The organism is Pseudoalteromonas sp. S1650 (assembly GCF_005887195.1).
In the GTDB taxonomy this organism is placed as follows: domain Bacteria; phylum Pseudomonadota; class Gammaproteobacteria; order Enterobacterales; family Alteromonadaceae; genus Pseudoalteromonas; species Pseudoalteromonas simplex.
The window spans coordinates 116,595-129,369 of sequence record NZ_PNDF01000007.1; the positions used below are offsets into that span (position 1 = coordinate 116,595).

Sequence of the window (12,775 nt, forward strand, 5' to 3'; positions counted from 1 at the left end):
ATCGGCATTTTCAGATTTAATCTAATACAACATAATAGGCAGAATCATCAAGACATCTGCACAATGTTACATCATCAGAGAATACCGTTTTTTGAATCTTCCCTTTATTTAGACCAAGTGTTTGACATTTATTTTGGCAATCAATAAAGGAGTTCCACGCTAAGTATTCGTTGCAGATAAAATTAATCGTATACAACAGGGTGAGTATGATAAGTAACTGCTTAACCAGATATAGGCTATTAGCTCTAGACATGTTCATTACCTTGCGTAGTGTCTATCACTTAAGTGTAGTTCATTTTACTTAAATTAGTACTATTGTAGGCTTTGATTAATTGCTTTTAGACTACCGTTCACGTTATGTTTTTTATCGTTCAGCATTCAGTATTTGGAAGAAGTAATGACACCGGCTATTAATTTATTACAAAAGAAAGGTATTAATTTTGATGTGCTCAGCTATCAACATGATCCTTCAAAGCAACAGTTTGGTCTTGAAGCGGTTGAGAAGCTAAAACTCCCTGCTGAGCAAGTATTTAAAACTTTAGTACTTGAAGATACTGAGCATCAGCTTTTGGTTGCTATTGTGCCAGTGAGCCAGCAAGTTAACTTGAAAATGCTAGCAAAGGCGGCAAAGGTTAAAAAAGTGCAGATGGCTCCACAACAAAAAGTCGAAAACACGACAGGTTATATTTTAGGTGGGGTGAGTCCGCTAGGTCAGAAAAAGCGATTAATGACGTTTGTTCATCAATCAGTATCTAATTATGAAAAAGTATATGTTTCCGCGGGTAAACGTGGATTAGAGATTTCTATAGATCCTAACGATTTATGTGCTTTGTTAGGTGCTAAGTTGGCTGATTTTTAATCATATAACGGTGTTTTTTCCTAATTTCGGAAATTACTTATTGTACTGAGGCTATTTATAGATAAGCTGTTCATGCGTTATTAATTCTAATAACGAATTATCTTAAAGGATTCAGGATATGAAAAAAATTATTGCTATTTCTGCACTTACTCTTCTTCCACTTTCTAATGCGATGGCTGATCAAGATATCGGCTGTGGTCTAGGTTCGCAACTTTTCGCAGGCCAAGAAGGTAAAGTTGTTAAAGTATTAGGTGCGACGACAAACGGTACATCTGGTAACCAAACTTTTGGTATCACATTTGGTACGTTAGGTTGTGACGGTACAGGTACTGTTACGGCGTCAACTAAAGTAGCAACATTTATTGATGGCAACATGGAACAACTTGCGCGCGATATGTCTCGTGGTGAAGGCGAATCACTAGATACACTTGCGGAAGTTTGGGGTGTTCAAGCTCAAGATAAAGCGGCGTTTAATAAATTAGTACAGGCTCAGTTTACTCACGTTTTCACTTCTGAAAATGTTACTTCTCAAACTGTACTAGAAAACCTTAATAACCTTGTAGCGAGTGACTCACAGCTATCTTCTTACACTTTATCTTAAGTGTTAATATTCTTATCTAAAGCCCGTTTAGGGCTTTTTTATTTTATGTTTAAATTTCTTATTGTTGCTTCGTTTGTTTTGAGTAGCTCGGCTTATTCTGCTACAACAATACACAATATCGCCTCCCATCCATACTGGCTTAAATTAGGCCATTATCAGCAATCAATCTCGGGTTCATATGAAAGTGAGGTTGATAGCCATAGCTTTTTTCTTTCGGTTAATGGAAAGTTTGATCCTCATGCTGAACTTTTAGCTACTATCGAAGCGTTTCTGAGTGAGAATAATGATGTTACTTGTCAGTTCCCTGCTCGTTATCAATGGTTAAAGCAAAGCTTTTATTCGGAGTGGCCTGAGTTAGCTTGCCCTGAAATTAAGACATGGCAAAAGCTTATAAACCCAAAGGGGATGACTTTAGTTTTTCCTACCGCTTTTATGAATGATCCAGCTTCTATGTTTGGTCATACCTTGTTACGAATTGATGCTAAAGATCAAACTCGCAGTAGAGAACTGATTGCTTTTGCAGTCAATTTTGCTGCTGAACCTGATGCAACTGATAATGCAGCTTTATATGCTCTTAAGGGGCTTATAGGTCAGTATCCTGGTAAGTTCACATTAATGCCATATTATCGCAAGGTTCGTGAATATAATGATCTGGAATCTCGTGATATGTGGGAATATAAATTAGCTTTGTCTGAGTCTGAAATTCAGCGTGTTTTACTACATTTATGGGAACTGCAATGGGCTACATTTGACTATTTTTTTATTGATGAAAATTGTTCTTATCAATTATTAGCGCTATTGCAAGTGGCACGTGATGATCTTAACTTAACTAATAATTTTTCTAGTCATGCTATTCCTTCTGATACTGTCAAAGCACTTGCTGAACACAAACTTTTATCTATGCCTCGATATCGTCCTGCATCTGGCACCATGCTAATTAACTACGAAAGCCAGTTGACTGATGAACAAATTGATATTGCACGTAAATTAAAAAATGGCGAACCACTCAGTGGGTTTTCTTTAACAGCGGAACAAGCTGTGCCTGTACTTGAAATGGCATACGAGTGGTTAAATTATCAATACTACGACCAAGGTTTAGAACGTGAAGCAATTGCGCCTAGATTAACGGCCTTACTGCACCAGCGTAGTAAATTACTTTTGCCTTCGCCCTTTGCAAGACCTGTAACACCCAGCATTAGCCCTGAAAAAGGTCATGATTCTAGTCGTTTTGGAATGGTATTTAATCATTTTAAGTATTCAGAAAATCGCTACGGTTTTAGTTATCGAATGGCGTACCATGACTTGTTAGATAACGCTGGTGGATTTATACCTGGCGCGCAAATTAGCTTTTTTGATATAGAGGGAGATCTAGACTCTGAGGGGAATGTCTATTTAGAGCATGTGTATTTTATTGATGCAATGTCGTTAGCTCCAGATAATCGTTTGTTTGACTCTTGGTCTTGGAATATGCGTGTTGGTTTTGACCGTAAACCTACTGACGATAAACGTAAGGGAAGAGCCTTCATACAAGGCGGTTATGGAAAATCATTCGGTGATGCATCAGGCTTTCAAAGTTACTTTCTTGCGTCTTCGTTATTACAAGCTGGAGAGCTTACTGATTCAGTCTCGCTTGGCTTTGGCACAGAATTTGGACTAATTTGGCAAGCAAGTGATGCGCAAAAACTTGCTCTAACAGCACAGGGATTTTGGCTTGCTAATGATGCGAGCACAAATCATCAAATTGAGCTTGCTGCTCATTGGCAAATTGCACTTGCTCAAAACTGGGGATTAAGAAGTTCATATGTTTATCAAAATCAACAAAGTACTGAGCAGCAGTTAAAACTACAGTTATTCCATTACTTTTAACAATGTATTTTCGGTAGGTTATGCCAGCGGGTTGTGTAATGAGGCGATAAGTACGCGCGTTTCATATGCCAACGGCTCGTATGAGTTTCGCTGGCTATGGCAAGGGTACCCATGCCATAACGGGTGTTAATGCTATCAAGACACTGCATCAGTTTAGGGTTATCGATAGGCGCTTGAAACAAATCAGGCTGCTGAAACATGTGGCTTGATAACTCTAGAGCTCCTACACCACATTTATAAAATCGCACCCCAGGTTTATAGAGATGATCAAATACCTCGCTGATAGCATTGGCAAACACGCAACTATCGGCGGTGGCGACACTAAACTCATAAATATAGGACTTTTTATAATAGCCATCTTGATGAGGAGAGCTGGCCACAAACATTAATAAGCGTTGAGTGTGTGAACCTTGCGCACGTAATTTTCTTGCTACAATGACACAATGATTGATCAGTGCCGTTTTCAGCGCGGTGGCGTCAGTGATACGCTCTCCAAAACTGCGGGTCGAAAAAATTTCTTTTTTGTCTTGGCGTACTTCATCCCAGGCTAAGCAGCTTTTTCCGCGTAACTCGTTCACTGTGCGCTCTAATACAATACTAAACAGGCGTTTCATTTTTCGAGGATCTTGCTCGGCTAAATCAAAAGCCGTATTGATATTCATTGCTTTGAGTTTTTTAGCTAAGCGTCGACCAACGCCCCAAACATCTTGTACGTCCATGGCTTTTAAAATGGTTATCCGTGAAGCTTCTGAGTCAATCACTGCAACGCCATCAAAGCCGGGGAGTTTTTTAGCTGCATGATTGGCGGCTTTGGCAAGGGTGGCTGTTGGGCCAAATCCAACCCCAACAGGTAGCTTTGTTTCGCGCCATACGGTACGGCGAATATCATGGCCATAACGATGCCAATCGTGAATAAGCTTATTGAAACCAGTAAAGTTTAAAAATGATTCATCAATAGAATATATGTGCTGATTATCGCAAAAGCGGCCAATCACGTTCATCATTCGCTCGCTTAAATCCGCATACAGCTCATAGTTAGATGAGCGGATCACCACTTGGTTATCTTCGAGTATTTTCTTTACTTGAAAATAAGGCTGAAATTTTGGAATAGCCAGCTTTCGTGCAATAGGGCACACGGCACAAATACAGCCATCGTTGTTGGTGAGCACCACAACCGGTTTACTACGAATAGCCGGATCAAATACTTTTTCGGCGCTGGCATAAAAGGCCACAGCATCGACTAAGGCGTACATGCTAACAGCTCTTTACTACTGCGATGTAAGCGAATTGAGCGAGTAACCACGCCTTCTAACTGAAACTCATCCGATTGGCGTAGTTGCACCGCGGGGTATTTAGGCGAGGCTGATAATAACTGAGCATTGTGTTTATCTAATAGCTTACAAACAAATAAACCATTTAGATTCGCGACAATGACATCGCCATTTTTAACATCTTCGGCGCGATCAACCAGTAATAAGTCACCATCAAAAATCCCCACACCTTGCATTGATTCGCCAGAGGCAATACCAATAAATGTTGCATCAGGGTGTTTAATCAATAGCTGATCTAATGATAAGCCTAGCTCTTTGTATTGTGCTGCCGGTGATTCAAAACCACATACGCCAGCTTCGATATAAATAGGAATAACACGCATAACAAAACCACTATACTGTACATTTATACAGTATAGTGGTTTGTGGTTATCTTGCCAATAAGATCACGGCGTGTTGTGATTGATATTTTCGATCATAGTTGTGGCAATAGCGATGAAATCACGTACTTGCTGATCAGTTAAACCGTGGCAAAGTTTGGCATCAACCTCTTGCTCTGCAACTTCTAAGCGCGAGAACAGGGCGTTACCTTGATCAGTAAACGATAAAATTAAACAGCGTTTGTCATTTTCGTCGGCACATTTAGAAACCAGTTCAAGCTTTATAAGCTCTTTTACTAAGCGTGCTATTTGTGCTTTATCACGCCCTGTTTTGGTAACAATATCATTGGCGGTACAGTGCTGTGTTTCGGCAATGATATGTAAACAGCGTACATGCAGCGCATTAAGGCCAAGCTCGTTGGCGTTAATGGCTTCGCGTACAGTGACACGGTAACTTTGTGCCAGTGTAAATAAAGCAGAAGAAAGCGAGGTTTGTGGCATGGTTCACCTAAGTTCAGTTGGTGGATTTAGTTGACAAAGTCAATCAAAAGCGTATAGTTGACTATATCAACTATCGGGGCGTTGTGCAATTTAACCAGCTAGGAGAGAAAGATGGCTAGAAAAGTTCGTCGTGCAAACGTATTAAGTACTACACGTATTTCCCCGCATCTACAAAGAATTGTTGTTGGCTCAGACGAGTTTGCTGACTTCCCGCAAGATGCAAAAGGTGCGTACGTAAAGGTATTGCTCCCGCATGTCGGTGAATCTAAGGTTGAACTTGATTTACACGCTGAGCATCCCGCATTAATGCGTTCTTACACTATTCGCGATATCAACCCAATTAACGGTGCAATTACCCTCGATTTTGTGGTTAACCAACATCAAGGCGTGGCAACCAACTGGGCACAAAATGCGCGTGTAGGCGACGAAGTCGGTATAGCGGGCCCAGGCCCTAAAAAACTCACAGATTTTACGCAAACACATTATTTAATGCTGGCAGATTTAACCTCTGTCAATGCAATCAATGGCTACTTACAAGCCCTGCCACAAGACGCCACTGTCGATGTCATTATTCATGTTGCGGATAAAGCCGACATTATTGAACTTGAGCAGATTGAAGCACACAGCCAACATAGTGTTGAATGGCTAGTTACAGATGAGCCAGAAACTGATCTACTCGATCAAGTAACACGCTTATGCGCAGGTTATAACGCGCAACCTATGGTGTTTATGGCGCTAGAAGCAAATTTGGTGAAGGCAATTCGCCGTTTAATTACAAGCAGTTTTAAAATTGATCGTGAACACATTGTTGCATCGGCCTATTGGAAGCGTGGTATTGATGCTGATGGCCTAAAGGTGGAAAAACAGCAACAAAGCCGTGCCTAATTAGCATTTGAAAAAAAACCATTCGCTCTCATTAACTAATTATAAAGAGTTAAACTTTGGAGAGCGAATGTCAGATCTTAGCAACACACCTTTTTCATTGCTTGAATTGAGCCCAATGAAAGAGCACGAAACCGTTTCGCAAACACTAGCCAATAGTGTTACCTATGCACAAACAGCCGACAAACTGGGTTTTAATCGGTTTTGGATGGCAGAGCATCATAATATGCGCGGTATCGTGTGTGCCGCAACTTCAGTACTGATAGGTCATATCGCAGGTAAAACTCAGAATATCCGCGTAGGTGCGGGTGGAGTGATGTTACCTAACCACCCACCGCTGGTGGTTGCTGAGCAATTTGGCACCCTAGAGAGTTTATACCCCGGTCGCATTGATTTAGGTTTAGGCCGAGCCCCAGGTAGTGATCCAATTACCAGCCGTGCTTTGCGCCGTGATGAACAACGCGCTGAGCACTTCAATGATGAAGTAACGGAGCTGCAAGCTTTACTTGGCCCATATAAAGGTGATTCTCCAGTACGCGCAATCCCAGGTGAAGACACTAATGTGCCAATCTGGTTACTGGGCTCTAGTCTTTATAGTGCTGGACTTGCGGCAAAAAAAGGTTTGCCATATGCATTTGCTGGGCATTTTGCGCCACGATTTGTTGAAGATGCCATTGCATTGTATCGCAGAGAATTTCAACCATCTGAGGTATTAGATAAGCCATACGTCATGCTTGGTTTACCCGTTGTTGCCGCTGACACCGACGAACAAGCACAGTTTTTAGCAACCACAGCGAAACAACGTATCTTAGCACTTATGCGCGGCAAGCCACTTTGGCTTAAAGAACCTGTTGCAACAATGGAAGGGTTGTGGACAGCGCAAGAAAAAATGCAAGTAGAAAACTTTTTAGGACTTTCTGTTGTGGGCGGTCAAGCGAGCGTTAAGCATAAGCTGAGTATGATTAAACAAACGCTACAGGTTGATGAGTTTATTTTTACAAATGACCTGTATGAATTGAGTGACAGACAACATGCGCTGGAAATATTAGCAAGCATCATGCGCTAATACGGTTTAGCAAATAGTGAATGCGTGTAATGAGTTTTTATGCGCATTGCTTAAGCCCTGACACTCATTTATCAAACGGTTTTATAGATTAATTCAATTTATATAATCCGTTTTAAGGATTGAATTTAACTTTATACAATACATTTATTAACCATTACCCTAGGAAGGTGCACCGTGAAATCTCAAACAATTGCCGCAGTAGAACCACAAACAAAAACAGCATTAATCGCTGAGGGTGGTGGGCAACGAGGGATTTTTACCGCAGGTGTACTCGATGCGTGGTTAGAAAATAATTACGATCCATTCGATTTATTCATTGGTACATCAGCAGGCTCACAAAATTTAACAAGTTATTTAGCGCGTCAAAAAGGCTATGCAAAACGTTTGATCAGAGGACTTTCGCGGCATAAACGTTTTTTCCAACTTGGCCGCGGGCTGTTTGGTAAAAGCATTGTTGACCTTGATTGGTATTTTGATAAAACCAAAGAAGTAAACCGTGCCTTAGATTTTAAAACAGCAACGCAAAATTTAGGTAATCGTGAATTGTTGATCACAACCACTAACGCGGCTGATCGTAAACCCTATTACTTGAGCCCAAATGGTGAAGATACACAATGGTTGGCCTTGTTAAAAGCATCAAGCGCATTACCGTTTTTATATAAAGATGGCGTTAACTTAACGCCTTGGCTAACAACCAAGGCCGCAAATGATGCCATTATTCAAAGCTCTAATACTGATTTAGTCCATGATATGTATTTAGATGGGGGCTTAGCTGCACCTTTACCTGTGAAAGAGGCCTATAATCGTGGTGCTCGTGATATTGTGGTTATTCGTACTGTTGATGAAAACTTTCAAGTGCAATCTGAATGGGTAAATAAGTTAAAATCACTCGTTTGCGTATCGGGTTATTGCCCTAAAACCATTGATTACTTGGTTCAACACGAACAAGCTTATCAAGATGAATTAGATTTCATTGCAAACCCGCCAAGTGATGCCCGTATCACACAAATTTTTGCAGGTGATAAATTACGCAGTAAACTGCTGGGTAGTACAGATTCAGATCTCCGCTATGATCACAAATTAGGCTTAGCGGCAGGTCGTGCCTTTTTACAGCAACAACTGCTAAATTAGTTGGGAGCAGGCTCGGGTAATTAATCCCATTGCCTACTTGAGATATTTGTAAATAGAGTTAAAGTGGTTAGCTATTCACTTTTTGTGATTTTTTATCTATAAAAACAATAAAGGCTTGCCATGTTTAACAGTGCTGTATCGACAATCAATGGTCTTCTTTGGGGGGAAGGCCAAATTCTTATCTATATTCTTCTGTTTGCTGGGATCTGGTTTTCGGTAAGGTTAAAAGCGATTCAATTGGTTAAGTTTCGCCATATGTTTAGCCTGTTAAAGTCGAGTAACAGCACAGATAAAAACTCAATTAGTTCGTTTCAAGCTTTATGTACTGGTCTTTCAGCCCGTGTAGGTACCGGTAACCTTGCAGGGGTTGCCGTTGCTATTTCGTTAGGGGGCAGTGGTGCAATATTTTGGATGTGGGTGATTGCCATTTTGGGCATGGCCACAGGCTTTGCTGAGAGCGTACTTGGGCAAGTTTATAAAGTCAGGGATGCCAATGGCGAGTTTAGGGGCGGGCCTGCTTATTATATTCAACAAGGCTTAGGCAGTAGAGCGCTTGCAGTGTGTTTTGCTTTTTGCTTGTTTCTTGGTTATGGCTTTACGTTTAGTGCCATGCAAACGAATACCATTACCGATGCTCTCAATTACGCATTTGAAATTCCAACACTGTATTCAGGTATTGTGATCACAATATTGGCAGGCTCTATTATTTTAGGTGGCTTTAAAGCTATTGCCCGCTTTGCTGAACGCATTGTGCCAGTTATGGGCATTTTATTTGTACTAGCCGCTATCATAATTACTTTACTAAATATCGGTAAAGTGCCTGCGATGATTGAAGATATTTTACTTTCAGCCTTTGGCTTACAAGAGGCAGGCGCAGGGGCTATGGGCGCCGCAATTAAAAACGGTATTCAGCGAGGGCTTTATTCAAATGAAGCCGGAGCGGGGAGTGTGCCACATGCATCTGGCTGTGCATCGCCAGTACCAAACCACCCAGTCACTCAAGGTTACATTCAAATGCTTGGGGTGTTTTTTGACACTATTGTGCTTTGTAGTTGTACGGCGGTGATTATTTTATTGGCTGATATTGATATTAGCGGCGAAATGGAAGGAATACGCTTAACTCAATCTGCGATGACAGCGCATATGGCCGCTGGTGGCATTTACTTTGTAGCGGCTGCAATTTGCTTATTTGCGTTTACTTCTGTGGTTGCAAACTATGCCTACGCAGAAAGTAACCTACATTTATTTAAACTAGATAATAAACTCGGCCGAGGTATTTATACCTGTTTATATTTATCCATGATGATTTGGGGCGCATCTGCCACCATTAAACAAGTGTGGGATCTTGCAGACATTGCTTTAGGTTTAATGACAGTGGTGAACGTTATCGCTATCATACGCTTAACGCCAACCATCTTATCTGTGACAAAAGACTACCATAGTCAACGTGAAGAAGGGCTAGAGCCAAGTTTTGATTCTGAAAAAGTACAGGTTCAAGGTCAAACAGAGCAAGGTATATGGCGCAAATAAGCTAAAACAATAACGAGAAAAGTAACCATGATAGATATATATGCAGGGCCTAGTGCTGCAAAAGTAATTCAAGAGCAAGGCCTGTCTGCCGATTTGTTTAATACCTTTTTAGGAGCAAGCGGCGGGCCCAAGTGGTTTACATTATTTGGTTTGGATAAATATCTATTTGGTGAATTTTTTAAAGACCGTACCACACCTTTAAACTTATTAGGGTCAAGTGCCGGTGCATTTAGATCTGCTTGTTTTGCACAAAATGACCCTGTTGCTGCAATATCTCGATTAGCAAAGTCTTACTCTGAAACACGCTATTCATCGAATAAAGCAAAACCAGAAGAAATAACAACAAAAGCACGAGAGTTATTAACCACTGTATTTGCTGAAAATGGTATTCACGAAATCATTAACAACCCGATTTTTAAAGCCCACTTTATAGTTGCAAAATCGAATGGCTTTACAGCATCAGAAAACAAAGTGATGCAGTTAATGGGGTTATCTAAAAGCTACTTAGTCAATCGAATGAATAGACGTTTGTTAAGTAAGCAATATGAACGTTATGTATTTCAGCCTGCGGATAGTCAGTTATCTTTTTCCGATAATAATACTTTCAATACCCATACTATTGAGCTAAGCGAAGATAATTTAGCGGATGCTTTGCTTGCTTCAGGCTCTATTCCATTAGTGATGCAAGGCATTAAAAATATAACAGGAACACCACCAGGTATGTATCGTGATGGCGGTATTATCGATTATCACTTTGACTTAAGTATTCATAATGACGGGCTCATATTATATCCGCATTTTAATAATAGCCCAAAGGCAGGTTGGTTTGATAAGAGCCTAAAGCGCGGTATTACCCCGAGTAACTATGATAACGTAGTGATGATCACCCCATCAGCGGAATTTGTCGCTTCATTACCTTATGGAAAAATTCCCGATCGTAAAGATTTTACAGAACTTGATGCTGATATACGAATCAAATATTGGCAACAAGTATTCAAAGAAACCGAACGGCTAGCAGAGGCATTTGATACGGTATGTACTAATAAGCACACACCGAAAATAAACCTTATCAAATAATCGTGGTTTTGCTTTAACTACTTAAACTGGCTAATCAAGGATGTTTGTTCTGTCACTTTACTGAGTAATGCTTCACAAAGTTGCTGCGAAGTTTGGCCAAGCTCTTTACAGTCATGAGCAAAATCTTGAGCTGCTGTTATATTTCTTGCGATCGATTGACTTGCCGTTAGCTGTTCTTTTATCGCTTGGGCTACAACACTATTAAGCTCACTTAGCTTGATTGATTGCGCTTTAATATGGTCTAAACTATCGCCACTTTGATGGGCAAGCTTAACACTTTTGGCCGACAAATCTAGTCCGTCATTCATGGCAATTTGTGCTTGTTTCGAAGCGTGGGTAAGTTGATTTAATACATTGCTAATTTCTTCTGTTGATTGCTGAGTTCTAGACGCTAGAGCTCGTACTTCTCCTGCAACTACCGCAAACCCTCTGCCATGCTCACCTGCGCGGGCTGCTTCAATTGCCGCATTTAAAGCAAGTAAATTAGTTTGATCTGCGATGGCATTAATCTCAGAAAGAATTGCCACAATATCTTGATTTCCTTGGATTAAGTTTTCTACATAATTGCTTGCGGCATTGAGTTTTTCGTCAAGTTCACTAATTGAATTTATAGTTTGTCTAACAGCAAGTGAACCGTCTTCTGTTGCTTGATTCGTTAACTCAGCAGTTTGGCTTGATTTCATCGTGCTAGACGAAAGTTCATCAATAGAAGCGGTCATTTGTTCTGTTGCAACAACAATTTGTGAGACTTCGTCAGTTTGTTTATTTAAAAGCTCCGTAACATTATGGCCAGACTCAGCACAATGTTGGGCATTGTAATTAACACCCACACTAACATCATTCACACGGCCAACAACTGCTTTTAGTTTTGCTTTTTGCATCTCAAGTGCAAGATATGCAAAGCCAGATTGATCATTGGTACCAGAATACAGGTAAGCCATTAAGGGGTTATCGTATACTTGTTTTGCTTTACTAATAAGTGCTAAATATTTTTGGCGCCAAAAATACATAAGCCCATTAGCTGATGCTAAAAATAGTACAAGTACACAATTAAAAATATTAAATCCAGCACTGAATAGGGCAGCCAGCGAGCCTAAAAAGCTAATTAGCAACAGGGCACTTATGTAAAGAGTGGCATCATACTTTACTGCTGTAGCATGAGACTTTTGGTTGTTGTTTATTTTTGCATATTCAGCAGTTGCTCTTTGTACAACTTCATCACTCTGTTTGGTTCTGACTGATTGGAATTCAATGATATTACCAGTTTTATCTTTAATAGGTGTTACAAAGGCATTCACCCAGTAGTAATCACCATTTTTACATCGATTTTTAACAGGTCCCATCCAAGATTGACCATTTTTAAGATGGTGCCATAAATCAGCAAAAGCAAGCTTTGGCATATCAGAATGACGAACGAGATTGTGAGGTTTATGCACCATTTCGTCGAGGGAATATCCGGCTATTTTACAAAATTCATCATTGGCATAAGTAATATTGCTATTTAAATCTGTAGTTGATAAGAGGATAGATGATTCAGGAAATTTAACTTCATTGCTATTTATTAGTTGGCTATTCACAGTGCTGGTCACTTTTTTAGAATAATTATAATAG

At 40.3% G+C, this 12,775-nt stretch carries 12 protein-coding genes; 8 read left to right on the top strand and 4 right to left on the bottom strand.

From position 1 onward, the window contains the following. The first annotated feature begins 397 nt into the window (after positions 1 to 397). The 3 genes from ybaK (at position 398) to CWB80_RS00900 (ending at position 3,326) form a co-directional block, all read left to right on the top strand. Entirely contained in the window at positions 398 to 859 is a 462-nt protein-coding gene (gene ybaK, locus CWB80_RS00890) for a Cys-tRNA(Pro) deacylase (protein ID WP_138599786.1), read from the top strand. 118 nt (positions 860 to 977) lie between these two features. After that, positions 978 to 1,460: a DUF3015 domain-containing protein gene (locus CWB80_RS00895; protein ID WP_054552216.1), complete on the top strand. Its 483-nt coding sequence runs from the start codon at positions 978 to 980 to the stop codon at positions 1,458 to 1,460. 45 nt (positions 1,461 to 1,505) lie between these two features. Then, complete coding sequence (locus CWB80_RS00900) at positions 1,506 to 3,326, top strand: Lnb N-terminal periplasmic domain-containing protein (protein ID WP_138599785.1); 1,821 nt, start codon at positions 1,506 to 1,508, stop codon at positions 3,324 to 3,326. Here the strand turns inward: CWB80_RS00900 and CWB80_RS00905 are convergent. The 3 genes from CWB80_RS00905 to CWB80_RS00915 all read right to left on the bottom strand — a co-directional run bounded on the left by CWB80_RS00905 (position 3,323) and on the right by CWB80_RS00915 (position 5,478). Continuing rightward, the gene (locus CWB80_RS00905) at positions 3,323 to 4,579 is read right to left on the bottom strand and encodes a Y-family DNA polymerase (protein ID WP_138599784.1); all 1,257 of its coding nucleotides are present in this window, start codon (positions 4,577 to 4,579) and stop codon (positions 3,323 to 3,325) included. The genes CWB80_RS00900 and CWB80_RS00905 overlap by 4 nt on opposite strands. Further along, on the bottom strand, positions 4,567 to 4,980 hold the full coding sequence (locus CWB80_RS00910; protein ID WP_054552219.1) for a LexA family protein: 414 nt from the start codon (positions 4,978 to 4,980) through the stop codon (positions 4,567 to 4,569). The genes CWB80_RS00905 and CWB80_RS00910 overlap by 13 nt, the downstream gene beginning before the upstream one ends. Positions 4,981 to 5,043: 63 nt before the next feature. Continuing rightward, positions 5,044 to 5,478, bottom strand: coding sequence for a MarR family winged helix-turn-helix transcriptional regulator (locus tag CWB80_RS00915; protein ID WP_054552220.1), 435 nt, complete (start codon positions 5,476 to 5,478; stop codon positions 5,044 to 5,046). A gap of 111 nt (positions 5,479 to 5,589) precedes the next feature. Between CWB80_RS00915 and CWB80_RS00920 the strand changes: the two genes are divergently transcribed. The 5 genes from CWB80_RS00920 (at position 5,590) to CWB80_RS00940 (ending at position 11,164) form a co-directional block, all read left to right on the top strand. Next, a complete protein-coding gene (locus CWB80_RS00920) occupies positions 5,590 to 6,363 on the top strand; it encodes a siderophore-interacting protein (RefSeq protein WP_138599783.1) in 774 nt (257 codons plus the stop codon). Between the two features lie 67 nt (positions 6,364 to 6,430). After that, positions 6,431 to 7,426 (top strand): LLM class flavin-dependent oxidoreductase, encoded by a 996-nt coding sequence (locus tag CWB80_RS00925; RefSeq protein ID WP_138599782.1) that lies wholly within the window; start codon positions 6,431 to 6,433, stop codon positions 7,424 to 7,426. A gap of 174 nt (positions 7,427 to 7,600) precedes the next feature. Then, a complete protein-coding gene (locus tag CWB80_RS00930) occupies positions 7,601 to 8,557 on the top strand; it encodes a patatin-like phospholipase family protein (protein ID WP_054552223.1) in 957 nt (318 codons plus the stop codon). A gap of 120 nt (positions 8,558 to 8,677) precedes the next feature. Then, positions 8,678 to 10,087 carry an alanine/glycine:cation symporter family protein gene (locus tag CWB80_RS00935; RefSeq protein ID WP_138599781.1) on the top strand — a complete coding sequence of 470 codons (1,410 nt, stop codon included), beginning with the start codon at positions 8,678 to 8,680 and terminating at the stop codon, positions 10,085 to 10,087. 27 nt (positions 10,088 to 10,114) lie between these two features. Beyond that, entirely contained in the window at positions 10,115 to 11,164 is a 1,050-nt protein-coding gene (locus CWB80_RS00940; protein ID WP_138599780.1) for a patatin-like phospholipase family protein, read from the top strand. Between the two features lie 17 nt (positions 11,165 to 11,181). Here the strand turns inward: CWB80_RS00940 and CWB80_RS00945 are convergent, their stop codons facing one another. Further along, positions 11,182 to 12,741 (bottom strand): methyl-accepting chemotaxis protein, encoded by a 1,560-nt coding sequence (locus CWB80_RS00945; RefSeq protein ID WP_138599779.1) that lies wholly within the window; start codon positions 12,739 to 12,741, stop codon positions 11,182 to 11,184. Positions 12,742 to 12,775: the final 34 nt, after the last annotated feature.

Coding starts and splice junctions, on each gene's coding strand:
- ybaK (WP_138599786.1), top strand. CDS start 398: ATGACACCGGCTATTAATTTATTACAAAAGAAAGGTATTAATTTTGAT.
- CWB80_RS00895 (WP_054552216.1), top strand. CDS start 978: ATGAAAAAAATTATTGCTATTTCTGCACTTACTCTTCTTCCACTTTCT.
- CWB80_RS00900 (WP_138599785.1), top strand. CDS start 1,506: ATGTTTAAATTTCTTATTGTTGCTTCGTTTGTTTTGAGTAGCTCGGCT.
- CWB80_RS00905 (WP_138599784.1), bottom strand. CDS start 4,579: ATGTACGCCTTAGTCGATGCTGTGGCCTTTTATGCCAGCGCCGAAAAA.
- CWB80_RS00910 (WP_054552219.1), bottom strand. CDS start 4,980: ATGCGTGTTATTCCTATTTATATCGAAGCTGGCGTATGTGGTTTTGAA.
- CWB80_RS00915 (WP_054552220.1), bottom strand. CDS start 5,478: ATGCCACAAACCTCGCTTTCTTCTGCTTTATTTACACTGGCACAAAGT.
- CWB80_RS00920 (WP_138599783.1), top strand. CDS start 5,590: ATGGCTAGAAAAGTTCGTCGTGCAAACGTATTAAGTACTACACGTATT.
- CWB80_RS00925 (WP_138599782.1), top strand. CDS start 6,431: ATGTCAGATCTTAGCAACACACCTTTTTCATTGCTTGAATTGAGCCCA.
- CWB80_RS00935 (WP_138599781.1), top strand. CDS start 8,678: ATGTTTAACAGTGCTGTATCGACAATCAATGGTCTTCTTTGGGGGGAA.
- CWB80_RS00940 (WP_138599780.1), top strand. CDS start 10,115: ATGATAGATATATATGCAGGGCCTAGTGCTGCAAAAGTAATTCAAGAG.